The sequence below is a fragment of the Pseudomonas sp. R38(2017) genome (assembly GCF_002112395.1).
Classification (GTDB): domain Bacteria; phylum Pseudomonadota; class Gammaproteobacteria; order Pseudomonadales; family Pseudomonadaceae; genus Aquipseudomonas.
In genome coordinates this window covers 1-24,639 of record NZ_NEHN01000013.1, presented here as the reverse complement: position 1 = coordinate 24,639, position 24,639 = coordinate 1, and the positions used below count along the sequence as shown (strand labels likewise).

Below are 24,639 nucleotides of genomic sequence, written 5' to 3'. Positions count from 1 at the left end.
CGTCCTGCACGGTCGGCCGATACAGTCCGTCAGACTTTCATCCCACGGACGGAGAGCCCCGCGTGTTTCCAGCCCAGCCCCTGAAACGCTTTCGCCTGCCGGCCCTGACGTTGATCGTCAGCGCCATCACCCTCGCCGCCTGTAACGCTCCGCCCTCCTCGACCTTGCCGCTGGCACCGGAAGCCGCCTCCGGTTACCGCACAGGCCTGCAAGCCAGTCATGCCGATAAACACATGGCCGCTGCTGCGAATCCGCTGGCCGCCGAAGCCGGTCGCGAGATGTTGCGTAAAGGTGGATCGGCCATCGATGCGGCCATTGCGATGCAAGCCGTGCTGACCCTGGTCGAGCCGCAATCCTCCGGGATCGGCGGCGGCGCGATGATCGTGCTGTGGGACGGCAAGCAGGTGCGCACCTATGATGGCCGCGAAACCGCACCGGCCGGCGCTACCGAAAAGCTGTTCCTGCAGGCTGATGGAAAACCGATGCCGTTCCCGCAGGCGCAGATCGGCGGACGCTCCGTCGGCATACCGGGGGTGATGCGTGCGCTGGAACTGGCGCACAAACAACATGGCCGTTTGCCGTGGGCGACGTTGTTCGAACCGGCGATCAACCTTGCGGAACAGGGCTTTGCGATCTCGCCTAGACTTCATTCGCTGCTGGAGTCCGACCCTGTGGTGCGCCGCTCACCAGACATGGCCAGGTATTTCCTCAACAGCGACGGCAGCGTCAAAGCCATCGGCACGCGCCTGAAAAACCCGGCGTTGGCCGCAGTGCTCAAACGCATCGCCAACGAAGGTGCAGACGCGCTGTACAAAGGCCCGATCGCCGAAGAGATCGTGGCCAAGGTTCAGGGTCACGCCAACCCCGGCAGCCTTTCGCTGAACGACCTTCAGCACTATCAGGCCAGGGAACGCGCGCCACTGTGCACCGACTACAAGCGCTGGCAGGTTTGCGGGATGCCGCCGCCGTCATCGGGCGGGATTGCAGTGGCGCAAATCCTCGGCACCTTGCAGGCCCTGGAGACCCGCGATCCACGCCTGTCCCTGACACCACTCAAACCCGTGAAGACCGATAAACCGGCGGGCCTCGAACCGGCACCGCAAGCCGTGCACCTGATCGCCGAAGCCGAGCGCCTGGCCTACGCCGACCGTGCGCAATACGTGGCCGATACCGACTTCGTGCCGGTGCCGGTCAAAGGCCTGGTCGACCCGGGATATCTGGCCAGCCGCGCCAGCCTGATCGGCGATCGCAGCATGGGCAGCGCCAAACCGGGCACACCACCGGGGGTGCAGGTTGCCTACGCACCGGACCGCTCGCCGCTACGCATCTCCACTTCGCAAGTGGTGGCCGTGGATGACTTCGGTGGCGCGGTATCGATGACCACCACCATCGAAGCGGCATTCGGCTCGCACCTGATGGTTCAGGGTTTTTTGCTCAACAACCAGATGACCGATTTTTCGTTCATCCCCGAAGAAAACGGGCAGAAAGTCGCCAACCGCGTCGAACCCGGCAAACGTCCGCGCTCGTCGATGGCTCCGACCCTGATCTTCGACCGCAACAGCGGCGAGTTCGTCGCCACCGTCGGCTCTCCGGGCGGCTCGCAGATTATCGAATACGTGGCCAAAACCACCGTCGGCCTGCTCGACTGGAACCTCGACCCGCAAAGCGCCATCAGCCTGCCCAACTTCGGCAGCCGCAACGGCCCGACAGAACTGGAACAGGGCCAGTTCAGCCCTGCACTGATTCAGGCACTCAAGGACAAGGGCCATACCTTCAGCGAAATTGACATGACCAGCGGCACCCAGGCCATCGTGCGGATCAAGAATGCACAGGGGAAGGCAACGTTGGCAGGTGGGGCAGATCCTCGGCGTGAAGGGGTAGCGTTGGGGGATTGAAACAGTGCTGCCAACTGAAAAAGGCTTACCGAGAGGTAAGCCTTTTTTGTGTGTCCATGAACCCATTTCAGCGGGCAACTGAAACCCTCAGGCTTCCCCCTTCTCACCCGCCACCCGAATCAGCAGATCTCCGGGCTGACAGCTGAGGTACTCACAAATGGCATCCAGCGTCGCCAGTCGCAGCCCTTTGACCTTGCCCTGTTTGAGCAGTGACAGATTGGCCTCGGTAATGCCGATGGCCGCTGCAAGGTCTTTGGATTTGACCTTGCGCAGCGCGAGCATCACATCCAGTTGAATAACGATTGGCATGTCGACCTCATATAAACGTGCGGTTTTCCCGATCCACTTCGCTGGCTTGAGACAGGATCCGCGCAATCACCGCGATACACGCGGCCAGGAACAATGCGACGAACGAAGCAGCTGTGATGCTCAAGGTGAACAAGCGCTCACCCACCGGTGCATTCTGGGTGATCCACAGGCTGAGCATCGGCTCACAGAGGAAATCCAGCAGCACCCAAATCGCCACGGCTCGCCCGACCTTGCCCAGATGACCGGCCGTTTCACGGGCGAAATACTCACCCCGCCCATAGCTCTGAAACAGCCGGCGCAAATGGTTCAGGCCCGACGCAAGCGCCAGCAGGGGAATGCTCGACAGTACGAGCCCGCCCAGCTTCTGCCACAACGGAAACAGCGTTGCGGTGTCGGCCATTTGCGACAGTTGGCGCTCGGTCAGCGCAAACCCCAGTCCCCAGCCTTCCTTTTCCGCCAACGGTGGGTAAACCCATATGACAGCATTGAGCAGCAGCATCACGACGATCAGAATCAACGTCATCGTCGCCATGCGCCGACTGAATTGCACGAGCCTGTTGGTGGTCATGGGAAAGCCTCACAAGAATGAATGTGAGCGCCACACTAGCGATTAAAATTATCGAATAACAATAATTAATTGCTGCAAAACATTAAAAATTTCAGATATCCAGACTCTTACCGACCACCGGATCACCGATCTTCAGGAAGTTGCCCCCGGCCACGTGATGCAGCGTACGCAGCTCATCTTGTCCTTCAAAATGCCAACGCCCATCGCTGAAGACTCGCGAATCAGCTCGCGCGGCGATGACCTCTGCCAGGAACAGATCGTACTGTTCGTGATTGCGCGGCTCCGGCAGCAAGCGGCATTCGAGCCATGCCACGCAACCGTCCAGCATCGGTGCCTCGACCTGCTCGCCAGCGAAGGTCTGCAAGCCATACGCATGGAACTTGTCCTGCCCTTGATCACGATTGATTTCCAGGCCCGAAGTCGAACCGACGGTCTGCACGATGTCAGCCTGATTCACGCAAGGGACATTGAGGACAAAGGAGCCCGAGGCCTCGAGTAGTTGTCGGGTCCAGGTGGATTTATCGAGGACCACCGCGACTTTCGGCGGCTCGAAATCCAGCGGCATGGCCCAGGCCGCAGCCATGATATTGCGCTGCCCGTCGTGAGCGGCACTGACCAGCACGGTCGGCCCGTGGTTGAGCAAACGGTAGGCTTTGTTCAGGGGAACCGGGCGACGGAAGGACTCGCTCATGGGATCTGCTCCGGGAAAAAGAGCCGATTGTAGCGGGATAAAAACAGCGAAGGGATTGCCATGGACAATCCCTTCGCCTGTCAAGCATCAGTTGGATAGCTGGTTGGCGAACTGGCCGACCGCGTCCACCACTTTCTGCGCGCCATCCTGGATCTCGACGATCACCGTGCCAGCCTCCGCCGCCAGCGCCAGCCCTTGCTCGGCCTGAAGCTTGCCGTCGGTCATCAGCGCCACGGCGTTACGCGCCATGTCCTGGTTCTGACGCACCACGCCGACGATTTCCTCGGTGGCCTGGCTGGTGCGCGAGGCCAGTTGCCGCACTTCGTCGGCCACCACCGCAAAACCACGGCCCTGCTCGCCTGCACGGGCGGCTTCAATCGCGGCGTTGAGCGCCAGCAGGTTGGTCTGCTCGGCAATGCCGCTGATGGTCTTGACGATGGTGCCGATCACCTGGGATTGCTCGTTCAGCGCCTCGATGCCTTCGCCGGCGGTCTGCATGTGCCGCGACAGGTCGCGCATCACGTTGACCGCTTCGGTGACCACACGGGTGCCGCGCTGAGCGGTGCCATCGGTCTGCAAGGACGTGCTGTAGGCAATGTTGGCGGCCTCGGCGACGGCTTGCTCCTGATTGACCTGATCGGTGATCACGGTGGCGAACTTCACCACTTTGTAGAGTTTTTCATTGGCGTCGAGTACAGGGTTGTAGGACGCCTCCAGCCAGACGACCCGGCCATGGTGATCGACGCGCTTGAATCGTCCGGCAACGTACTCGCCATTGTTCAAGCGGCGCCAGAAGTTCTGGTACTCGGCGCTGTTGTACTCATCCGGCTCGCAGAACATACGGTGATGTTTGCCCTTGATCTGCGCCAGGCTGTAACCCATGCCCTGAAGGAAGCGGTCGTTGGCGCTCAGCACATTACCGTTGAGGTCGAACTCGATCACCGCCGTCGAACGCACCAGTGCGCCGATCAGGTTTTCGTGTTCGCGTGAGGCTTCGATGGTGCGGGTCAGGTCGCTGGAGAAAATCGAGAAATGCTTGATGCGCCCGTCCGAAGAGCGGATCGGCTGGACGATCGAACGCAACCACGCCTCTTCGCCATTGCCGCGCGACAGGCGCACGGCGCCGGCGAAATGCTCGCCCCGGCTCAGTGCGGCCCGGAAGCGGTGATGAAACTCGTCGGACTTCACATGAGCCGGCACGATGTCTTCGATGGCGCGGCCGATCAGGTCGTGGCTCTTGTAGAGCATTTCATTGAGGAAGTTCTGGTTGACCGATTGAATCCGCCCGTCGGGCTCAAGGGTCAGCACCAGCATCTCGCTTTCCAGGCTCTCCTTCACTTGCAGAAGGCTGGAGAGTTCTTCACGAAGAGCCGCCAGCTCTTGCTTCAGGCGTTTGTTGAACATGGGAAAGCACCGATGGACTGGATGGATAGCGGGTATGCAGCCTAACCATCGGCCTTGGAAATCTTTTCTGAAGAGCGATCGAGACCGGCCAGTCAAAAATAATCTCAATTAGCCATTGGCCTTATCCGCCCTCGCAGAACGGATACAAAACCCGGCGCTCTGGCCCGGCCATATCAGGTACTCTCAAGTCAAATTGCAACAATATGTTGCCGCTATCCGCCCGATAAGGAGTTCCGTTTTGGATTTATCGACCGCTGCCTGGATGGTTCACGACACCCGCCTGATTCTCTGCTGCCTGCTGGCGATTGCGACGATTATCGTGTTGATCAGCGCCAGCAAGCTACCGCCCTTTCTATCGATCCTGATCGGTACATTCATCGCCGGCGTCGGCGCGGGTTTACCGCCAGAGGACGTGGCCAAGGCGTTCAGCAAAGGCGCCGGGGCTATTCTCGGTGAAGCGGGGATCATCATCGCGCTGGGCTCGATGCTTGGTGCGCTGATGGCCGAGTCCGGCGCCGCCGACCGCATTGCGTCAACCTTGCTTGGACTGGGCAAAGGCAAGTCCCTGCCGTGGGTCATGGCGCTGGTGGCGATGGTGATCGGCCTGCCGCTGTTCTTCGAAGTGGGACTGGTGATGATGGTTCCGATCATCTTCGTCATGGCCCGCCGTTCCGGTCAGCCGCTGTTGAAAATCGCGATTCCGGCGCTGGCGGGAATGACCACGCTGCATGCCCTGATGCCGCCGCATCCCGGACCGTTGATCGCGGTCAGCGCATTGCAAGCCGACCTTGGGCTGACCATGTTGCTGGGCTTCAGCATCGCCATCCCGGCGGTGATCCTGGCCGGACCGATCTACGGCAACTGGCTGTCGAAACGCATGCACGTCGATGAGCCGGCAGAACTTGGCGCACTGTTCAGCGCCCCGCCGAAAGCGCCGCGCCAGCCGAGTTTCGGCATGTCGCTGCTGATCATTCTGCTGCCGGTGTTGCTGATGCTCGGCAGCACGCTGGCGAAAGTCGCGATGAACCCGGAAAGCAGCGTCGCCCTGACCCTGAAGTTTCTCGGAGAACCCTTGGTGGCATTGGGCATTGCCGTCATGGCAGCGGTGATCTGCCTCGGCTGGGCCAACGGCATGCCGCGTGAACATGTCGGCGGCACCCTGCGCAAAAGCCTCGCGCCGATTGCCGTGCTGTTGCTGACCATCGGGGCCGGTGGCGGCTTGAAGCAGACCTTGCTGGATGCCGGTGTCAGCCAGACCATCAGCAAAGTCGCCGAAGGCGCGCACATGCCGTATCTGCTGCTGGCCTGGCTGATTGCCGTGGCACTGCGTCAGGCCACTGGCTCGGCGACGGTGGCCACCACGACGACGGCGGGGATTCTGGCGCCGATGATGGCGGGCCTCGCCGCGACGCAAAGTTCGCTGGTGGCGCTGGCGATTGGCGCCGGCTCCGTGTTCTTCTGCCACGTGAACGACGCCGGCTTCTGGATGGTTCGCGAGTACTTCGGCCTGCAACTGAAACAGACGATCTGGGTCTGGTCGGTCCTGCAAACCATTGTCTCGGTGGTGGGTCTGGCGGGGACCTTGCTGTGGTGGCACTGGTTGACGTGACGGCGGCGCGAGTCTGCGCCGCCGTCACGTCAACCAGCCTTCAGGAACAGGGCGCCACCGAACGGCGCCCGCCTGCGGGCATGCGCACACCAAAGTACGCCGCGCTGACGATGCCGACCGCGCCCATCACCGTGCAGAACATCACACAGATCCATGGGCTCCACGGCATCAGACCGATCAGCAGCAGCGGTGTGATGCTTGCCCATGCGGCGTAGGCAATGTTGTAGGTGAAGGAAATGCCGGATACCCGGATACGCGCCGGGAACAGACCGACCATCACCGATGGCACGGCGCCGACCACACCGCAGCCGAGACCGGCGATGGCGTACGCCAGCCCCACCCAATCGCCGCCCATGATCAAACAGCTGTAAAGCACACCGATGCCCAATGGCAGCAGCAGGCTATAAAGCATCACCGTGCGCCAGGCGCCGAGGCGATCGACCAGCAGCCCGGCAATCACGCAGCCGATGTTCAGGAACACGATGCCCAACGCGCTCAGGGCAAAGGTGTGGCCGGCGGACATGCCAAAGGTTTTCTGCATCATGGTCGGGGTGATGACCACGAACACCACCACCGCCGAAGTCAGTACGCAGGTCAGCAGCATGGCCGGCAGCATCGCCAGGCGATGCTCGCGCAAGACCGTGCGCAACGGCAGTTCGACCCGCGCCTCACGCTGCGCCTCCATGGCCACGAACACCGGGGTTTCGCTCAACCAGCGACGCAGGTACACGCCGATCACGCCGAACACGCCGCCGAGCAGGAACGGATAACGCCAGGCGTAATCGAGGATTTCCGCCGGGGTAAACACCTGTGCGAGAAACGTCGCAGTCAATGCACCGATCAGGTAACCGAAGGTCAGCCCGGCCTGCAGAAAACCCAGTGCATAACCGCGATGCGCGACCGGTGCGTGCTCGGCGACGAACACCCAGGCGCTCGGCACTTCACCGCCGACCGCCGCGCCTTGCAGGATGCGCAGCGCCAGCAGCAACAGCGGTGCGAAATAGCCGATCTGCGCGTAGGTCGGCATGATTCCGATCAGCAGGCACGGCAGCGCCATCATCAGGATGCTCAGGCTGAAGACTTTCTTGCGCCCCAGCCGGTCGGCGAAATGCGCCATCAGGATCCCGCCCAGTGGCCGCGCCAGATAGCCTGTGACAAAGATTCCGAAGCTTTGCAGCAGGCGCAGCCACTCGGGCATTTCCGGCGGGAAGAACAACTGGCTGAGGGTCAGGGCGAAGAACACGAAAATGATGAAATCGTAGATCTCCAGCGCCCCGCCCAGGGCCGCAAGGCCGAGGGTCTTGTAGTCGGAACGGCTGAACGGCGCCGGTCGGGCAGTGGAATGGGCAGTCATGGCAAAGAACTCTGGCAGGCAAAAAACCAAGGCGCCCATGGTCTACGCAAACGGGCCGCCGGACAACCCGTTAGACCATAGTCTGATCCAGCAAAACACGGTCACAAAAATCCGCCGGTTGATTTACTGTTGGCACCTGTCCAGACGGGCCGGCCAAGCCCCGAAGACCACAATAAACATAAAAATCCGAGGTACTCCCGTGGCCGTTGATATCGAAGATAGTCGCTCTGCGCGCTTTGCCTTGCGCTGCTCCAGTTTTGCCGAACGCTGGTTTCCCGACTCCTGGGTGTTCGCCGCACTCGCCGTGATCATCGTGGCGCTGGCCACCCTGGCCATGGGCGCCAAACCCACCGACGCCGCCATGGCCTTCGGCGACGGCTTCTGGAGCCTGATCCCCTTCACCATGCAGATGGCCTTCGTGGTAATCGGCGGTTATGTCGTCGCCAGTTCGCCGCCCGCGGTAAAACTGATCGATCGTCTGGCGCGAATCCCGAAGAACGGCCGCTCCGCCGTGGCCTGGGTCGCGCTGATCTCGATGGTCGCGTCGTTGCTCAACTGGGGCCTGTCGCTGGTATTCGGCGGCCTGCTGGTGCGCGCCCTCGCCCGCCGCACCGATCTGAAAATGGATTACCGCGCCGCCGGAGCCGCGGCTTATCTGGGCCTTGGCGCCGTGTGGGCGCTGGGCTTGTCGTCGTCTGCCGCACAGCTGCAGGCCAACCCCGCCAGCCTGCCGCCGTCGATTCTGTCGATCACCGGGGTGATTCCGTTCACTCAGACGATTTTCCTCTGGCAGTCGGGCGTGATGCTGCTGGCGCTGGTGGTGATCTCGATCATCATCGCCTACGCCACCGCGCCCGGACCGAACTCGGCGCGTGACGCCAAGGCCTGCGGCATCGACCCGGCCTTCAACCTGCCGCCGCTGCAACCGCGCACCCGCCCCGGCGAATGGCTGGAGCACAGCCCGTTGCTGATCATCGTGCTGGTACTGCTGGCAGCCGGATGGCTGTTCCACGAATTCTCGACCAAACCGGCCATCACCGCGATTTCCGGGCTCAACACCTACAACTTCCTGTTCATCATGCTCGGTGCCTTGCTGCACTGGCGCCCGCGCAGCTTCCTCGATGCGGTGGCGCGGGCGGTGCCGACCACCACTGGTGTGCTGATCCAGTTCCCGCTGTACGGCTCGATCGCCGCGCTAATGACGACGGTCAAGGGCACCGATGCCCAGACTCTGGCTCACCATATCTCGACCTTCTTCGTCAGCATCGCCTCCCACGACACCTATGCGCTGCTGATGGGCGTGTACTCGGCGATTCTCGGCTTCTTCATTCCGTCCGGCGGCGGCAAGTGGATCATCGAGGCACCCTACGTGATGCAGGTGGCCACCGACCTGAAATACCACTTGGGCTGGGCCGTGCAGATCTACAATGCCGCCGAAGCCCTGCCGAACCTGATCAACCCGTTCTACATGCTGCCACTGCTGGGCGTGCTGGGATTGAAAGCGCGAGACCTGATCGGCTTCTCGTTTGTGCAACTGCTGGTGCACACACCGTTGGTGCTGCTGTTGCTGTGGGCGTTGGGGACGACATTGGCGTATACGCCGCCGGTAATGCCATGACTCGGAATCATCTTCAGGCGTAATTCTCATGAGGGAGCTAGCGTATTGGCTCCCTCATTTGTTTCTGCGCCTTGGAAATGTCACCCAACCGTCACATTCCCTTGCTAGCGTCCGCCAGAAATATACTGAAACAATTAAGCATAAACGGACTTCTACATGAACGACGACACCGACGGCCAAGATCCCTCCTCGCCAGACTCCGACAACCCCACCGATACCAGCCGCCGCCGTTTTCTCGGCGGTGTCGCCGTCCTGAGTGTGGGCGCCACGCTGGCCGGGTGCGGGAATGCCGGTGATCAACCGGGCAAACCCGAGGAGCGTCCGCTCACGCCCGCCGAGCTGGACAAGGCCCTGCGCGATCAGGTGAAGACCGTTGTGGTGATCTACGCCGAAAACCGCAGCTTCAATAACCTGTTCGGTGATTTCCCCGGTGTCGAGAAGCCGCTGTCCGCACTCAAGCCCGAGGAATACCAACAACGCGACCGCGACGGCAGCCTGCTGCAGACCCTGCCGCCGGCCTGGGGCGGTGTATTGCAGATCGGCCCGCAAACGCTTGATGGCGTGACCTATCCCAACGCCGTGCAGTTTCAGGAAAACCTGCCCAACGCACCTTTCGCTCTGAAAGGCCCGAATGCCGAGGACCTGCCACTTGGCCTGGTAACCCGCGACCTTTGGCACGTGTTCTATCAGAACCAGATGCAGATCAACGGCGGCAAGAATGACGGCTTCGTGGCCTGGGCCGATTCCGGCGGCCTGCCCATGGGTCACTATGCCCAGAGTCGCTATTCCCTGCGCCTGTGGGACGTGGCCCAGGAATTCGTACTGTGCGACAACTTCTTCCAGGGTGCCTTCGGTGGTTCGTTCCTCAACCACCAATACCTGATCAGCGCCACCGCGCCGTTCTACCCGAATGTCGCCAGCTCAGTCGCCAAGAGCCAGATCGCCGCGCTGCAAAGCGATGACCCGGCCGACCCGCGCCTCAAACCGCTGGAGCAATCCCCGGCCAGCGCCATGACCGGCCCGCCGCAGTTCGGCCCGAGCGCGCTGACCCCAGACGGTTACGGGGTCAACACCCTCGCCCCGCCGTACTGGCCGACCTGGATCCGCGACCCGGAGCGTCCGGCGTATTCCAAGGCCGATCTGCCGAATGTCATGGTGCCGCAGACTCACGAGCACATTGGCGACAAGCTGTCGAAGAAGAACATCGACTGGGCGTGGTACGCCGGAGCCTGGCAGGCGACGCTGGATCAATTCAAGGATTCCGGCGGCATCCCGAAAATCCCCAACTTCCAGTATCACCACCAGCCGTTCAACTACTTCCAGCAACAAGGCCCGGAGCATCCCGAAGAGCGCAGCAAACGCCTGCGCGACGCTGGTCTGGGCGATGAGTCGAGCACCAACAAATTCTTCGCCGATGCCGAGGCGGGCAAGCTGCCGGCCGTGAGTTTCTACAAGCCCCAGGGCAACCTGAACATGCACGCCGGTTACGCCGATGTGGCTTCGGGCGATCGCCATATCGTCCGCGCGCTGAAAGTGCTGCGGGAAAGTCCGCAGTGGAAAAACATGGTGGTGATCGTGACCGTCGATGAAAACGGCGGCTGGTGGGACCACGTCGCGCCGCCCAAGGGCGATCGCTGGGGGCCGGGTTCGCGAGTGCCGACGCTGGTGGTTTCACCGTTTGCCCGCAAAGGCACGGTGGATCACACGGTCTATGACACCGCGTCGATCCTGCGCCTGATCACCCGGATCTTCCAACTGGAGACACTGGCGGGTATCAAGCAGCGTGACGATGCAATGATCGGCCGGGGTCAGAAACCGATGGGCGACTTGACCAACGCCCTGCATTTCAAGGCCTGAGGACAGGTTCTGCAGTACAGCTCAAAAAACTGCGGCTGACGGCTTCTCGCCATCACCCGGCTGATCCAATATGTGGCGCACCCGAGCAACGGGGAACCCACGCTGAAAAGGATCTGAGCATGTTCAAACTCGCAGGACTCACCCTCGCTGCGCTCACATTGAGCGCAGCCGCCCACGCCGATGTCGACCTCAAACTGGGCAGCACCGAACGCGTCACCCGCCTCTTCGCTTATCCCAACAATTGCAGCGTGATCTGCTTTCGCAACTGGACGCTTGAGCAGACCGTCGCCCACTATCTGAGCCAAAGCGTGCAGCGCGATGGCTACGCCGGCGCCAAGGTGCTGGTGAAGAACGACAACGGTCAGATCTACGCCGAGATCAGCGGTGTGCCGAAAGGCTACGACAAGCCGCTGACTGCGCTGCTGGATGCCGGCGACCTGGCCTACACCGGCGCCAGCAAGCTCAACGCCGATGGCAAGTGGGCGTACAGCTGGTATCTGTTCCTGCCGCTGGGCATGGCCCTGGAAAACCGTAAAAGCGTCGAACTGCTGCACTTCCCGCCGGATTACTCGCTGACCCAGGCTCAGGACTACCTGCGCTCCAACACCACCGACCGCTGGGCCGCGCTGCTGACCGACAACGGCATCCCGGCCGACCAGACGCCGGGTTACCAGACCATCGTCGACATCGCACCGATTGCCGCCCCCGCCAGCGCCGGCAGCGACCTTGAAGGCGTCTACGACTACTTCAAGGATTACCAGACCAGCATGGTCAAACAGGTCAGCGTCAGCGCCAGCGGTGCTGCCCTGCCGATGGTGGCCTTCGGTGCACCGGTGCGTAACTGGATCAAGAAACAATACGGGCAGACCGTGGATGTTCTGGGCCTGGCAACCATCACTCCGAGCGCCGGGGTGAACGTGCCAGTACTGGGTTCCAACCACCCGAGCTACATCTGGTACGCCGCCGATCCCAAGAGCTACACCGGTGACGACGCCCAGGCCAAGGCTGACGCGGCGGGGCTGAAAGTGATGGGCCAGGACTTGAGCGCCGCCTGCTGGCAGGCCGGCATGGGCAGCAAGCCGGGCACCGACCCGAAAACCTTGCTGAACAGTTGCACCCAGACCTGGCAAGTGACGCAGAAGGTCAAGACTTGCGAGTTGTTCTACACCTCGATCCGCAACTTGACCGCCGAACAGGCCGCCGCCAAGTGCGCCACCACGCCGATCAAGGCCCAGTTGCAACAACTGAAAGATCCGCTCCCGGCCATGGCCGCACCGACTCCCCACCTCTGAACCCGCGCGTAAAATTCCCGTGTCAGCCTTGGCTGACTCGGGAATGCGCCTATTTCGCCTGTCAGATCTGACAGTAGACCGCAAGTGTGACTTACGAAACTATTGGATCCAAAGTACGACTACTGGACTGACAGGATGTCAGTCCCGGGAATCGCGACACCTGACTGACAAGGAACGTGATGAACACTCACACACTGCAAGCTCACGCCCCGCGCGATACCGAAGGCATTTACCCTTTCACCGGTCTTCCCGTTCGCCTCGGGTTTCCTTCCCGGGCCGACTTTGAAATGGTTCACGACAACCATGCCATGCCCGTCGCCGTCGTCGCCCGCCGAGAATTCCTGCGTATCACCCGAATGTGCCGGGTTTCGGGGCAATTGCTGCCCTATCGCTGCCGGCAGACCCGACAACTGCTGGCCGGCATCCATCTTTACGATTCACGCTTTTGCGGTGCACTTGAGCACTCTTGCGATCCGAACACCTTTCTCGACATGAGCGAGTTATGGCTGTGGGCATTGCGCGACATTGCTGCGGGGGAAAGGCTGACCGTGGATTACACCGCCACCGAAGACAAACTGCTACGGCAGTTCGCCTGCGATTGCGGATGCTCACGCTGCCGTGGATGGATCACCGGCTACGACGAAACACCCAATCTTGAAGGCCAGCGTTATTTACAAGCCTGGCGGAGGCAAGGTTTAGGCTGAACAGAGAATCAAGGTGCGCCGACCGGCCGCAGACGGTATTGCGGCGGCAGTTGCTCGAAACCGCTGATCGTCGTGTTCAGACTCTTCCAGCGGCCATCCTTGATGCCGTAGATGCAACCGTGAATCGACAGACTCTGCCCGCGATGCCAGGCATTCTGGATGATGCTGGTATGAGCAACGTTGGCCACTTGCTGGATCACGTTGAGCTCGCACAGGCGATCGACCTGTTCTTCTTCAGTCGGCAGTTTGGCGAGTTCTTCGCGCTTTTCGTAATACAGATCGCGAATCGACCGCAGCCAGCCATCGATCAGACCGAACTGGCGATCCTGCATCGACGCCCGCACACCGCCGCAACCGTAGTGGCCGGTGACCAGGATGTGTTTGACCTTGAGCACGTCCACGGCGTACTGGATCACCGACAGGCAGTTGAGGTCGGTGTGCAGCACTACGTTGGCGACGTTGCGATGAACGAACAGATCGCCCGGCAGCATGCCGACGATTTCGTTGGCCGGAACCCGCGCGTCGGAGCAACCGATCCACAGGTATTCAGGCGTCTGCTGGCGGGCCAGTTTGGCGAAGAAATCCGGGTCTTCCTTGGTGATCGCGTCAGCCCAACGCTCGTTGTTATCAATCAGGTCTTGTAAGTCATGCATGCTGTAAGGCCTCAAGAAAGATGCGCTGCTATGACAGACAACCGTCCGTCGGGGTCACGAAAAGATCGCAAGTGATTTCGTTGGAATTTCTCGCGTGCCCAGTGAGTCCACCTCAGTAAGGCCCACAGTATGAGGAAGTGCCATGACTGATTCACGACGTCCCTTCGACGCGGTGCAGCCGGAACCCATCGATGATAACGAAGACCGCATGGGATCGGTGCATGAGCTGGATTTCGACGACGAACAGCCCAGTGCGAAGATCGGCGATGAACTGCCGGAACGTGAGCGTGAGCAACGGATGCCTCGCGAGCGGGTACGGGAGGCGGGCCTGACCGGTGCTTCAGTGGCTGATCATGAGCCGACCGACGATGACCTGAGCCCGGAAACCCTGATTCATGAGGACGGCGCCCGGGATGCCGATGAGTTGGGGTCAGGCAATCAGGCGGATTGGGATTTGAGCATTGTCGATGAGGACGACATTGGCGGCAGCGACGGGCTGGATGAAGCGGAAATGGCGCGTCGAGATCCGATGGACGGCAAACGCTGAAATGTTCGTTAGAAGCTGCCTCGGGTTGAGGCAGCTTCTGCTGGCGGTCAGTCAACCAAAGTGCAGGCCATGACCACAGCGTCTTCACGCCCGCCCACCGCCGGATAGTAGTCGCGACGACGGCCGATTTCATTGAAACCGTAGCGCTCGTAGAGGCGGAACGCCGCTGTGTTGCTGTCGCGCACTTCCAGAAAACACTCCCGAGCATCGGCCGCATAGGCACGCGACATCAGGTATTCGAGCAATGTCAGCCCCAGGCCGCGCCCCTGATTCTCCGGCTTGACCGTGATGTTGAGCAGGTGCGCCTCATCCAGAATGATCTGCACCACCCCGTGGCCGACCTGCTGCTCGCCTTCGAACATCAACCAGATCTGGTATTTGCCCAGCCCGTCGAGAAAAATACCGCGCGTCCAGGGATGGCTGTAGGCCGCGAATTCGATTTTCAGCACAGCGTCCAGATCGGCTTCGACCATCGGACGAAAGGTTACAGCATCACTCATTCGATTCTTTCCAGCGCGCCATCAGCCGACGCATGGCTTGCCACACGGCGGCTTTGCGCTGTGGCTCTTCCATCAACAATTCCAGTCCCGGCACGGCCCAGGCCAGGCCAAGACCCTCGATCTGCAATTCACTGTTGAACGCCTCGGCGTCCTTCTCACCGGCAAAGCGCAACGCTGGCAGACCGATCAGCCAAAGGCAGGCGCACGGAGACGTCTCCATTTGCACCGAAAGGAAACCCTGGACGAAATCCCGGGCAGCATCCGGGCCCTGATCCATGGTGCCGCGTACCAGCAGTGGCCAACGCACCGGATCGCCGACGATCTGCGGCGCATCCGGCAAACCGGCGGCCCGCAGCATGTCCTTGAGCAACAGATAGGCAGGATCCCGGCTCTGGAACGATTCGCCGGTGGGTAACTCCACCAGCAACAGGCAACGACCGGCACGCAGCAATTGCAGGGCGAAACGCGGTGGCGGCACCGGCGCCGGCCGTGCGACTACTGGCGCTTCTTCGGCTTCCTCCACCGGTTTGGCAGCAGGGCGGCCGCTGGCGGGCGTCGGTCGCGGGACTTCGATCTTCGGCCGCTCGGCTACACGCGCAGCCGGCTGAGCCGGCGCCTCAGCCGGGGATGCCGGTGCGATGGATGGCGTAACCTCGGGCTCTGGCGCCAGCGGCTCCAGTAGCTCGGGCCGCGACGGAGCGGCGAAGGGCAATTCGGTGCGCGGCAGCCAGTTGACCACCTGCATGGCGTTCAAATAGGCGCGGCGGCGGGACTCGATTAGCAAGGGTCGGCCACTTGTGGATAACTGAAGTGTGCTGATTCTACCGCCCTTCGCTCAAGATCGCTTGCGGTTGATCGATAGTCTTGAACGCTGCTCTTCACCTCAGAAAAAGCGACAGCCCGTCCCGAGAGTGAATCGCATCGTCCGCGATGCAGTACAATCGCGGCTTTTAATCGCCAACCAGCCGGCCATTCCGATGATCGAACCCAAGCGCGTCTTGCGCGCCCTCGCTGAACACTGGGCACTTCTGGAGCCACTGTGCGAGCACTTCGACCAGGGCACCCTGAGCCTCAACGAACTGCGCACGCAACTGGCCGCCCAACAACTGGACAGCACGCCGCAGGACATCACCAGCCTGCTCGACGTGTGGATCCGCCTCGACATTCTGGTTCCCGTGGCGAAAAGCCCGAACCGTTTCGAGCTGAACGCGCAGATTCATGACTTCCTCGCCTACCTGCGTAGGGAACACCGACTGGGCCTGTGCCTGGAGATCGAAGCCTATCTGCGCCACCTCGAGCGTCTGGCCGGTTACATTCAGGATGCGTTCGACGTCCGTGATGGCAATGATCTTGCGCGTCAGTTGCGCCTGCTCGACATGCGCGTGCGCGACGTTCTGAAGAAACTCGATAACGACGAACAGGCGCTGGTGGCCGTGGCCGAGCGGGCCAAGACCAGCGACCGGCAGATCCCGCTGCGTCAGCGTTACGCCGAAGTACTGGCGACCTGGGACGAATACGTCGAGCCAATGATCGATCTGGTGAACGCCGACGGCGCCTTCGAACAAGGCGTGCGCAAGGTCGAAACTGTGCTGCTGAAGATGCTTAGCGAACAGCAGCGCCTCGGCCATCTGGTCGATGACGACATGCTGCTGCGTACTCACGCGCGCATCCTGGAGATGCAGACCAGCGCCCAGTTGACCCTGCGCCACGCCCGGGAACTGCTGCTGCCGCTGCGTGAAGAAGCGCGCCGACACAACGCCGTGACCCGTGGTGCTGCTCTGGCGCTGGCGGCGATCCGCCGCAAAGGCATCGACGCCGTGCCGCAAGCCGCGATGCCGCTGTTCACCCGGCCGCAAAGCACCTTCCTCGGCAGCGCCAGTCAGGTTGAAGCCTACGTCTACGCCCTGGCCCGTTTCGAGCCGAAACCGGCGCGCTTCCCCAAGGCGCACAAGTCGCAAAAGACCGGCGATGCGCCGCGTGCACCGCGCACCGTGCGCGAAATGGTCGACCGTTGCGAAGAGTCCCTGCCAATGCCGGATCTGATGACCTGGCTGCTGGAGCAGGAGCCGGACGGCGCGACCGACGAATTGCTTTACTGGTTCTCGCGCCTGTCGCGGGAAAAACGCTTCAAGCGCGAGCGTCTGGAACGCCGCGAATACCACACTCAGGAGCACCAGGTCAGTCTGCGCTCCTTCGCCCTGCTCTCGGCCGGCGACGCCACCGAGGATTCTGCGAGCACCCTCTCTGCAGGTACGTCTAATGCATCTTGATCTTTCCGAACTGTCGCAACTGGCGCCGATCTTCCGCGAGTTGTTCAAGGGTTACCACGTCAGCCGCCGTGATCCTGAGCTGTATGCACAACTGTCGAATTTCCAGGACCAGTACCGCACGCTGTTCAAGGCACTGGGTTTCGAACTGGTCTGCGACACCCGTGGTTTCTACTACTTCGTGCCGGACATGGCTGCCGCAGCGGTGAACAAGACCGCTCAGCGTCTGGCGCTGTTCACTTTCATCCTCGTCGAGCATCTGGCCGATCAGGGCCGCGATCCGATCGCCGTGCTCGACGGCGGCAGCCTCGGCCGCGAAGAACTGCCATCGCTGCTGGAAAAGTACCGCGACCTGTTCATCCAGGCCGAAGTGCAGACCGTTGAAGAGCTGGAAGAAAAGATCATGCGCCGCATGACCCAGCTCGGCTTCGCCAGCGAGGAAAACGGCGTGTACCGTTTCCTGCCGCCGATGCACCGTTTCCTCGACGTGTGCCTGTCGGTGCAGCAGGACCGTGATCTGGCGGCCAGCGTCCACAGCGTTCTGCCGCTGCCGGCACCGGTGCTGATCGACGAAGCCGCCGAGGCCAAATTTCTCGCCACCGACGACCCGCTCGATCTTTCCGAATTTGAGGAAGAGAGCGAAGAAGACGCACTGGCCCGCGCCATTGCCGAAGAACAGGAGTCCGACGCATGAGCCAGGAACGCTACGGCATCCGCCGCTTTGCCCTTTTGAACACCGCCGGTTACAGCCTCGGCCTGTTCCCGCTGGAAGAACCACTGTCGGTCTACGGCGCGAACAACCTCGGTAAATCCGCCTCGATCAACGCCTTGCAGTTCCCGATCCTGGCGCGCATGTCGGACATGAGTTTCGGCAAGTACAGCCTGGAACAATCCCGGCGGTTCTACTTTGCATCCGACACCAGCTATATCCTCGTCGAAGTGAACCTGCCTCACGGCCCGCACGTGATTGGTGTGGTCGGCCGCGGCCCGGGCGGCGGTTTCGGGCACCAGTTCTTTGCCTACGCCGGCAAGCTGGATCTGGCGCATTACCAGAAAAACGACACCTGCCTGCGTCAGAAAGAACTGTTCAGCAACCTTGAGAAGGAAGGCCTGAAAGCCTACGAGCTCAAGCCTGATGAACTGCGTCGTTTGCTGGTGGGCGGTCACACGTCGATCCCGCTGGATCTGACCCTGATTCCACTGCGCTCCACCAGCGAGCAGAGTCTGAAGACCTTCCGCGCACTGTTCATCAACCTGTTGCACATGCGCGAAATCACCGCAGCCAAGCTCAAGCAGCTGTTCCTCGATGCCTTCGAACACAGCCTGCGTTCCGGCAGCGTCGACTACATCGCGGCGTGCGAAGAAGCCTTCCGCGATGTGCGTCGCATGGAACAGGACTACAACTCGCTGGTGGCCGCCGGCCCGTTGGTCGAAGCCTTGGCCAACGGCGTGAAACAGCGCGACGTGCTGCGCGGCAAGTTGCATCGCCTGTCGCCGCTGCTCGACTCACTGCTCGGCACGTGGTCGGACTACGCCACGGCCCGCAAGGAAGAGCTGACGATTCAGGCCGAACACTACCGCCGCGAGCAGGACGACCTGCAAAACGATCAGCGTGGTGGCACTCAGGAACTGATGCGTCTGGAACGGGAAATCTCCGGCATCCAGCGCTGGCTTGGCGAACTGTCTGTACTGAAGAACCGCTTTGCACTGGTCGATGACGTCAAGGTGCTGGAGCAGCAACTGCTGGCGGCCAAGGACGCTCACGATGAACTGGCCGGTGCACTGGCGCAGTCCCGTCAGTTCAGCGCCGAGGATCTGGAAGAACGTCTTCGCGATCTGGAAAAACGCCTGAAGTCGGTGAAGCAGCAACTCGATCACGCCGACAACAACAGCTACGCCCGCCTGCGCGAAGAGTTCTCGCAACAAGACGTCGAACGCCTGATGCGCCTGTTCAACAGCGCGCTGTTCAGCCTGCCGCTGGGCGAACATGGCATCACCCTCGACGAGGATGGCGAATGGGTGAAGTCGGTCGAGCTGATCCTCGACGGTTTCAAGGGTGAGCGTTTCGAAGTGCCGGGCCTGTCGATCGACATATCGCACATCGAGCCACCGGCGCTGCAAGCGCTGGCCGACCGTGCCGCGCTGCGCGATCAGAAAGAACGCCTGGAAAAAGAGCTCAAGCAACTCAAGACCCAACAAGCCGTAGCCGCCGACCGCGCTGCGAGCAAGATTCAGACCGAAGCGCTGTACCAGCAGGTACTGGATGCGCAGAAGGCGCTGGAAGACTTCCGTCGCACCCAGACCTTGAGCGCCGAAGAAGGCGACAAGCTCGAGCAACTGGCGCAGATGGAGGCCGCGCAGGACGAACTCAAGCGTTCCAGCGATGCGTTCACCGAGCGCGTCCAGCAACTGTCGGCCAAGCTGCAACTGGTCGGGCGGCAGATCGCCGACATGGAAGCCAAGCAGCGCACCCTCGACGACGCCCTGCGTCGCCGCCAGCTGTTGCCGGCAGACCTGCCGTTCGGTACGCCGTTCATGGATCCGGTCGACGACTCGATGGACAACCTGCTGCCGCTGCTCAACGACTATCAGGACAGCTGGCAAGGCCTGCTGCGTGCCGACGGTCAGATTGAAGCGCTGTACGCGCAGGTACGCCTGAAGGGCGTGGCCAAGTTCGACAGCGAAGACGACATGGAGCGCCGCCTGTCGTTGCTGATCAACGCTTACGCGCACCGTACCGACGAAGCCCTGACCCTCGGCAAGGCCCGTCGTGCAGCCGTGACCGATATCGCCCGAACCCTGCGCAACATTCGCAGCGACTACGACAGCCTCGAGCACCAACTGGCGTTGTTCAACCGCGAGATCAACAAGCGTCAGGTGTCCAACCTGCAGAGCTTCCGCATCGTGCTCGCACCGAACAAGGAAGCCCTCAAGCACATCGACCAGATCATCCACAGCGCCGGTCAGTACGAAGAAGGCGAAACCCTGTCGGTGTTCGACCTGAGCCAAAGTGCGGAACAGGACAACAAGAACGAAGAGGCCAAGGAATACCTGGCACGGCTGGTGGCGGCAAACCACAACCAGCTCGGCCTCAAGGACTTGTTCGAACTGGCGTTCGAGATCACCAAGGTCAACGGCCAGCCGGTGATCCACACCGACATCGACGGCGCGGCGTCCAACGGCACCACGATGACCATCAAGGCACTGACCAACATGTATTTGTTGCTGCACCTGATGGACCGCGACCTGGCCGGTCGCGTGCGTCTGCCGTACTACCTCGACGAGGCGGCGGACATCGACGAGAAGAACCAGGCCGCCCTGCTGGAAACCAGCCTGCAACTCGGCTTCGTGCCGATTCTGGCGAGCGTGAAGCCGCAGGTCTGCGCCAGTGTCGCCATCGACCTGGAAGGTGGCAGCGGCCCGGCCGGTATCTACATCGACGAGGCGGACTGGAAGTACATCCGCCGCCACGATGTGGTGAAGGCCACGATCAATGTCGAAGCGGACGAGCCGGAGCTGGATGCGGTTTGATGCGTAACTGACGGGTACAAAAAAAGGCCGCGATCCATTTTGGATCGCGGCCCTTTTCATTGGGCGGGATTATTTGCCGAGGGGGATTTTCGGCGCCCAGTTCAGCCACTCGTCTTCGAACTTGTCGAACAGCGGGAAGGTTTGTTCGGCGCGGGCCGGATTGCCCATCTTCTCGCCGTCCGGGGTGGCGAAGGCGATACCGCCCTGAATCACTGTTTCAAGCGACTCGGTACGCATGGTCACGCCTTTGAACAAGCCGATATCGAAACCGACGCCGCTGGTGTTCCAGAAGCGACTGCCGCTACGCACCAGTGGCGCGTACTTCGGTTCGATCAGGATGTGCACCAGCACGCGATCCGCTGTCTGGCCCAGTTCGTAACCGGTGACTTTGCCCACGGTGATCTCGCGGTAGGTGACCGGCACACCCGGTTTCAGCGAGCCACGACGAGCAGCGCTCAATACCAGACTCAAACCAGCCTCTTGCTTGGCCACCTCTGGTGGATTGGCCAGGGCCACGAAGTTCTTCTGCGGGCCGAGGTTCTTGGCCGCCGGTTGCACTTCGATGTACTGGCCGGTGACCAGGGTCTCCAGGTTCGAGGTCTTGATCAGCCCCAACTCCGGTTTGACCACCCAGAACTGACTGCCGACCCGGGCAATTTTCTCCGGCACTTCAGTGATGCGTGCGGTGAGGATCACTGATTGCAGATCATCGGTCAGGTCGACACTTTCGATCTTGCCGACGTCCAGGCCCTTGAAGCGAACCGGGGTGCCGCTGCGCAGACCGTCCGCGCGATCGACCTTGATGGTGACGACAGCGCCTTTCTGATTCGCTTCATCATGGTTGGCAAACAGACGGAAGCGTGGAATGCGTTTTTGCAGCGGTGCCTTGGCTTGCGGCGTTTCGAAGGCGATGCCGCCGGCCATCAGAGTCTGCAACGATTCACTCTTGACCTGAATGCCGCCGGTCAGACCGCCAGTCAACGTGACGCCGCTGACGTTCCAGAACCGGGTCGAGGCGTTGACCAGGTTTTCGTATTCCTTCTCGATGTGGACGCCGATCACCAGTTGCTTGCGGGTCTTGGAGAACTGATAGCTCTGCACCGAACCGACCTTGACCTGCTTGTAGAGAATCGGGCTGCCGACATCGATCGAACCGAGGGTGTCGGTGAACAGCACCAGGTGCAGGCCGGGTGCGCGCAGATCCAGCGGCGGCGCTTTTGGCCGGGCCTCGAATTCACGTTGTGGCGCACCACCCTTGTCGCCCGGACGGACCGCGATGTAGTTACCTTTTACCAACGCTTCCAGACCGGTAATGCCTGCCAGGGAGATCGAAGGTTTGACTACCCAGAATTGCGTGCCGGTGACCAGATAGTCTTCGGCCAGCGGATCGAGGGTCAGCTCGGCGGTTGCGCTGGACAGGTCCGGATCGATCTTCAGCGCTTTCAGGTTACCGACCTGAATGCCCTTGTACATCACCGGGGTACGCCCGGCCTGCAGGCCTTCGAAATCGCTGAGTTTGACCTTCACACGGATGCCGGCAGCGGCCGCGTCGAAGTCTTCATAGAGGCGAAACGGCAGGCTCGGGTCGGTGGGCGGGCTGTCCTTGCGGTTCTCCGGGGTGGCGAAGGCGATGCCGCCGGCGACGATACTGGCCAGAGATTCGCTGCGCACTTTCACGCCGGACAGGTTGGCGTCGATGCTGATGCCGCTGGCGTTCCAGAAACGGGTGTGTTTGCGCACCAGTTTGGCGTAGGTCGGTTCGATGAATACCTTGAGTTCGACCGTGCTCTGGTCTTCCGACAGCACATAACTTTTGATCTGGCCGACCTTGATCTGTTTGTAGAAAACCGGGCTGCCGCGATTCAACGAACCGAGGCGATCGGCCTTGATGGTCAAGTGCAGACCGGGCTTGGAATCCGATAGCGGTGGCTCTTCGGCCAGGGCCTTGAACTTGCGAGTCGGCTCGCCTTCGCCCGGGCTGATGGCGACGTAGTTACCCGAAACCAGAGTTTCCAGACCAGTGATCCCGGCCAGGGTCACGCTTGGCTTGACCAGCCAGAAACGAGTGCTGGTCTTCAGGTACTGATCGACATCCTTGTTCATCTCGATAGTGGCGATCACACCTTTGGTGCCACCTTCGTCATCGAGCTTGAGGGCTTTGACCTTACCGACGGACATGCCTTTGTAGACGACTTCGGTCTTGTTGGCCTGGATGCCTTCACCACTTTCGAAACGCACCTGAATCTCGATGCCGGTTTCGGTGTAGGCACGCCATCCCAGCCAGCCGCCGATGATCAGGGCAATAAGGGGAAGTACCCAAATGGCAGACCAGTTAGAAGCCGGTCGGGTTTTCGCTACAGGCAAATCAGTCATGGTCGGCGTCCGACTCCGTGTTATCCCAAATCAGTCGGGGATCGAAAGTGACAGCGGCGAGCATCGTCAGGATCACCACACTGGCGAAGGCGATGGCGCCAAGATTGGCTTCGACGCTGGCAAGCCGGCCGAAGTTGACGACCGCCACCAGAATGGCGATCACGAAAATATCGAGCATGGACCAGCGGCCTATGAACTCGATGAAGCGGTACATCCAGATCCGCTGGCGCGCGGACAACGGCTGACGGCGCTGTACCGAAAACAGCAACAGCGCGATGCCCACCAATTTGAATGTCGGCACCAAAATACTGGCGATGAACACCACGGCAGCGATCGGTATCATGCCGTGCTGTACCAGTTGGATGACGCCGGACATGATCGTGCTCGGATCACCCTGCCCCAGAGAGCTGACTGTCATGATCGGCAGTACGTTGGCGGGGATGTAGATAATCGCCGCCGTGATCAGCAACGCCCAGGTACGCGCGAGACTGTTCGGGCGCCGCGCATGAACCAGCGCACCGCATCGAGCGCAAGTCTGCACATCGCTGTCGGCATCCTGTCTGTTCAGTTCGTGGCATTCCGTACAGATCAGAATGCCCGCATCAATCGCCCGCATGGGCATCTTCTCCTGATAACGCCTGCCAGATCTGGTGCGGTGACATCACCACTTCAAGCCAGACCTGAACCAGTAACAAGCCGATGAAACACGCCAGACCGAGGCCCACGGTGATAGCCGCCATGTCCGCCAGTTTGACGATTGCGACCAGGACACCCATGAGGTAGACCTCAAGCATGCCCCAGTCTTTGAGGTGGTGATAAATGCGGTAGAGCAACAGGCCGTAGCTACGACCGATGTTGAAACGGATCGTCAGCAGCACGATCAACTGACACAGCAGTTTCAGCAGCGGAATCGCCATGCTGCAAAGGAATACGACGACTGAAACGCCGCGCATATCGGTATTGAACAGACCGATAACGCCGCTCCAGACAGTGTCCTGCGACGATTGCCCGAGAACATTGAGCTGCATGATGGGTAAAAAGTTCGCCGGCACGTAGAGCAGCAGTGCGGCAATGACCAAGGCAAGACTGCGCTGCACCACGTTATGGCGGTGGGCATACAGTTCGTAACCGCAGCGTGGGCAGAGGGCTTTTTCGCCGTGGGCAAGCTCGGGCTTGCGCATCAGCAGATCGCACTCATGGCAGGCCACCAAGTCATCCAGCGGTAAATCTGACAGCCCGGGGGTGTCAACCGAATCTGACATAAGGGCTCTGACTCCGAAAAAGTTGGGATCTATTCTAGTGTTCTGATTCGAAAATAACTGTGCAAATTTGTTCGCTGACGCGAGCAAAAACTTTCCTGCGGGCAAAACAAAACCCCAACTGCTTTCGCAATTGGGGTTTCGGAATTTAATCTTGACGATGACCTACTCTCACATGGGGAAACCCCACACTACCATCGGCGATGCA

Annotated in this window: 20 protein-coding genes and 2 pseudogenes; 10 read left to right on the top strand and 12 right to left on the bottom strand. The window is 61.0% G+C overall.

From position 1 onward, the window contains the following. Window positions 1-62 precede the first annotated feature (62 nt). Window positions 63-1,895, top strand: a complete 1,833-nt coding sequence (gene ggt / locus CAF87_RS26390; protein WP_085733603.1) for a gamma-glutamyltransferase — start codon at window positions 63-65, stop codon at window positions 1,893-1,895. 87 nt (window positions 1,896-1,982) lie between these two features. On the opposite strand, the gene CAF87_RS26385 is transcribed toward ggt, so the two are convergent. The 5 genes and pseudogenes from CAF87_RS26385 to CAF87_RS29805 form a co-directional block, all read right to left on the bottom strand. Continuing rightward, window positions 1,983-2,204, bottom strand: coding sequence for a helix-turn-helix transcriptional regulator (locus CAF87_RS26385; RefSeq protein ID WP_085733602.1), 222 nt, complete (start codon window positions 2,202-2,204; stop codon window positions 1,983-1,985). 7 nt (window positions 2,205-2,211) lie between these two features. Continuing rightward, on the bottom strand, window positions 2,212-2,772 hold the full coding sequence (locus tag CAF87_RS26380; RefSeq protein ID WP_085733601.1) for a DUF2975 domain-containing protein: 561 nt from the start codon (window positions 2,770-2,772) through the stop codon (window positions 2,212-2,214). Window positions 2,773-2,863: 91 nt separating this feature from the next. Continuing rightward, window positions 2,864-3,463, bottom strand: coding sequence for a flavin reductase family protein (locus CAF87_RS26375; RefSeq protein WP_085733600.1), 600 nt, complete (start codon window positions 3,461-3,463; stop codon window positions 2,864-2,866). Between the two features lie 87 nt (window positions 3,464-3,550). Further along, a pseudogene (locus CAF87_RS29810) lies at window positions 3,551-3,982 on the bottom strand (methyl-accepting chemotaxis protein); the annotation flags it as partial. Window positions 3,983-4,138: 156 nt separating this feature from the next. Next, window positions 4,139-4,777 (bottom strand): annotated as a pseudogene (locus CAF87_RS29805) (PAS domain-containing protein); the annotation flags it as partial. 328 nt (window positions 4,778-5,105) lie between these two features. Between CAF87_RS29805 and CAF87_RS26365 the strand changes: the two are divergent. Continuing rightward, a complete protein-coding gene (locus CAF87_RS26365) occupies window positions 5,106-6,476 on the top strand; it encodes a gluconate:H+ symporter (RefSeq protein WP_085733598.1) in 1,371 nt (456 codons plus the stop codon). Between the two features lie 40 nt (window positions 6,477-6,516). Here the strand turns inward: CAF87_RS26365 and CAF87_RS26360 are convergent, their stop codons facing one another. Then, window positions 6,517-7,830: an MFS transporter gene (locus CAF87_RS26360; protein WP_085733597.1), complete on the bottom strand. Its 1,314-nt coding sequence runs from the start codon at window positions 7,828-7,830 to the stop codon at window positions 6,517-6,519. Between the two features lie 199 nt (window positions 7,831-8,029). Between CAF87_RS26360 and CAF87_RS26355 the strand changes: the two genes are divergently transcribed. The 4 genes from CAF87_RS26355 (at window position 8,030) to CAF87_RS26340 (ending at window position 13,301) form a co-directional block, all read left to right on the top strand. After that, window positions 8,030-9,448: a short-chain fatty acid transporter gene (locus CAF87_RS26355; RefSeq protein WP_085709272.1), complete on the top strand. Its 1,419-nt coding sequence runs from the start codon at window positions 8,030-8,032 to the stop codon at window positions 9,446-9,448. A 156-nt stretch (window positions 9,449-9,604) separates the two neighbouring features. Then, window positions 9,605-11,305: an acid phosphatase gene (locus CAF87_RS26350; protein ID WP_085733596.1), complete on the top strand. Its 1,701-nt coding sequence runs from the start codon at window positions 9,605-9,607 to the stop codon at window positions 11,303-11,305. 119 nt (window positions 11,306-11,424) lie between these two features. Then, window positions 11,425-12,597 (top strand): hypothetical protein, encoded by a 1,173-nt coding sequence (locus CAF87_RS26345; RefSeq protein ID WP_085733595.1) that lies wholly within the window; start codon window positions 11,425-11,427, stop codon window positions 12,595-12,597. A 179-nt stretch (window positions 12,598-12,776) separates the two neighbouring features. Next, window positions 12,777-13,301 (top strand): SET domain-containing protein-lysine N-methyltransferase, encoded by a 525-nt coding sequence (locus CAF87_RS26340; RefSeq protein ID WP_085733594.1) that lies wholly within the window; start codon window positions 12,777-12,779, stop codon window positions 13,299-13,301. 8 nt (window positions 13,302-13,309) lie between these two features. Here CAF87_RS26340 and can read toward each other — a convergent pair whose 3' ends face one another. Then, complete coding sequence (can, locus tag CAF87_RS26335) at window positions 13,310-13,954, bottom strand: carbonate dehydratase (RefSeq protein ID WP_007951756.1); 645 nt, start codon at window positions 13,952-13,954, stop codon at window positions 13,310-13,312. Window positions 13,955-14,096: 142 nt separating this feature from the next. Between can and CAF87_RS26330 the strand changes: the two genes are divergently transcribed. After that, a complete protein-coding gene (locus CAF87_RS26330; protein WP_085733593.1) occupies window positions 14,097-14,501 on the top strand; it encodes a serine kinase/phosphatase in 405 nt (134 codons plus the stop codon). 47 nt (window positions 14,502-14,548) lie between these two features. On the opposite strand, the gene rimI is transcribed toward CAF87_RS26330, so the two are convergent. Together rimI and CAF87_RS26320 are read right to left on the bottom strand one after the other, a co-directional pair. Then, window positions 14,549-15,001: a ribosomal protein S18-alanine N-acetyltransferase gene (gene rimI, locus CAF87_RS26325; protein ID WP_085709267.1), complete on the bottom strand. Its 453-nt coding sequence runs from the start codon at window positions 14,999-15,001 to the stop codon at window positions 14,549-14,551. Next, entirely contained in the window at window positions 14,994-15,746 is a 753-nt protein-coding gene (locus tag CAF87_RS26320; protein WP_085733592.1) for an energy transducer TonB, read from the bottom strand. The genes rimI and CAF87_RS26320 overlap by 8 nt, the downstream gene beginning before the upstream one ends. 232 nt (window positions 15,747-15,978) lie before the next feature. On the opposite strand from CAF87_RS26320, the gene mksB reads away from it, so the two are divergent. From mksB to mksF, 3 genes are read left to right on the top strand one after another with little or no spacing between them, the layout of a single operon-like run. Next, window positions 15,979-17,271, top strand: coding sequence for an Mks condensin complex protein MksB (gene mksB / locus CAF87_RS26315; protein WP_170929660.1), 1,293 nt, complete (start codon window positions 15,979-15,981; stop codon window positions 17,269-17,271). Continuing rightward, the gene (gene mksE / locus CAF87_RS26310; protein WP_007951764.1) at window positions 17,261-17,962 is read left to right on the top strand and encodes an Mks condensin complex protein MksE; all 702 of its coding nucleotides are present in this window, start codon (window positions 17,261-17,263) and stop codon (window positions 17,960-17,962) included. Before mksB ends, mksE begins: the two co-directional genes overlap by 11 nt. Continuing rightward, a complete protein-coding gene (mksF, locus tag CAF87_RS26305) occupies window positions 17,959-20,799 on the top strand; it encodes an Mks condensin complex protein MksF (RefSeq protein ID WP_085733590.1) in 2,841 nt (946 codons plus the stop codon). The genes mksE and mksF overlap by 4 nt, the downstream gene beginning before the upstream one ends. Window positions 20,800-20,868: 69 nt before the next feature. Here the strand turns inward: mksF and CAF87_RS26300 are convergent, their stop codons facing one another. The 3 genes from CAF87_RS26300 to CAF87_RS26290 are packed head-to-tail and all read right to left on the bottom strand — an operon-like array spanning window position 20,869 to window position 24,434. After that, window positions 20,869-23,172 carry a PqiB family protein gene (locus CAF87_RS26300; protein WP_085733589.1) on the bottom strand — a complete coding sequence of 768 codons (2,304 nt, stop codon included), beginning with the start codon at window positions 23,170-23,172 and terminating at the stop codon, window positions 20,869-20,871. Further along, complete coding sequence (locus tag CAF87_RS26295; protein WP_085733588.1) at window positions 23,165-23,788, bottom strand: paraquat-inducible protein A; 624 nt, start codon at window positions 23,786-23,788, stop codon at window positions 23,165-23,167. Before CAF87_RS26295 ends, CAF87_RS26300 begins: the two co-directional genes overlap by 8 nt. Further along, window positions 23,775-24,434, bottom strand: coding sequence for a paraquat-inducible protein A (locus tag CAF87_RS26290; RefSeq protein ID WP_085733587.1), 660 nt, complete (start codon window positions 24,432-24,434; stop codon window positions 23,775-23,777). The genes CAF87_RS26295 and CAF87_RS26290 overlap by 14 nt, the downstream gene beginning before the upstream one ends. Window positions 24,435-24,639 lie beyond the last annotated feature (205 nt).

Excerpts from the sequence above, each read along its gene's own strand:
- CAF87_RS26385 (WP_085733602.1), bottom strand. The coding sequence starts at position 2,204 with ATGCCAATCGTTATTCAACTGGATGTGATGCTCGCGCTGCGCAAGGTC.
- CAF87_RS26380 (WP_085733601.1), bottom strand. The coding sequence starts at position 2,772 with ATGACCACCAACAGGCTCGTGCAATTCAGTCGGCGCATGGCGACGATG.
- CAF87_RS26375 (WP_085733600.1), bottom strand. The coding sequence starts at position 3,463 with ATGAGCGAGTCCTTCCGTCGCCCGGTTCCCCTGAACAAAGCCTACCGT.
- CAF87_RS26360 (WP_085733597.1), bottom strand. The coding sequence starts at position 7,830 with ATGACTGCCCATTCCACTGCCCGACCGGCGCCGTTCAGCCGTTCCGAC.
- CAF87_RS26350 (WP_085733596.1), top strand. The coding sequence starts at position 9,605 with ATGAACGACGACACCGACGGCCAAGATCCCTCCTCGCCAGACTCCGAC.
- CAF87_RS26345 (WP_085733595.1), top strand. The coding sequence starts at position 11,425 with ATGTTCAAACTCGCAGGACTCACCCTCGCTGCGCTCACATTGAGCGCA.
- CAF87_RS26340 (WP_085733594.1), top strand. The coding sequence starts at position 12,777 with ATGAACACTCACACACTGCAAGCTCACGCCCCGCGCGATACCGAAGGC.
- can (WP_007951756.1), bottom strand. The coding sequence starts at position 13,954 with ATGCATGACTTACAAGACCTGATTGATAACAACGAGCGTTGGGCTGAC.
- CAF87_RS26330 (WP_085733593.1), top strand. The coding sequence starts at position 14,097 with ATGACTGATTCACGACGTCCCTTCGACGCGGTGCAGCCGGAACCCATC.
- rimI (WP_085709267.1), bottom strand. The coding sequence starts at position 15,001 with ATGAGTGATGCTGTAACCTTTCGTCCGATGGTCGAAGCCGATCTGGAC.
- CAF87_RS26320 (WP_085733592.1), bottom strand. The coding sequence starts at position 15,746 with ATGCAGGTGGTCAACTGGCTGCCGCGCACCGAATTGCCCTTCGCCGCT.
- mksB (WP_170929660.1), top strand. The coding sequence starts at position 15,979 with ATGATCGAACCCAAGCGCGTCTTGCGCGCCCTCGCTGAACACTGGGCA.
- mksE (WP_007951764.1), top strand. The coding sequence starts at position 17,261 with ATGCATCTTGATCTTTCCGAACTGTCGCAACTGGCGCCGATCTTCCGC.
- mksF (WP_085733590.1), top strand. The coding sequence starts at position 17,959 with ATGAGCCAGGAACGCTACGGCATCCGCCGCTTTGCCCTTTTGAACACC.
- CAF87_RS26300 (WP_085733589.1), bottom strand. The coding sequence starts at position 23,172 with ATGACTGATTTGCCTGTAGCGAAAACCCGACCGGCTTCTAACTGGTCT.
- CAF87_RS26295 (WP_085733588.1), bottom strand. The coding sequence starts at position 23,788 with ATGCGGGCGATTGATGCGGGCATTCTGATCTGTACGGAATGCCACGAA.
- CAF87_RS26290 (WP_085733587.1), bottom strand. The coding sequence starts at position 24,434 with ATGTCAGATTCGGTTGACACCCCCGGGCTGTCAGATTTACCGCTGGAT.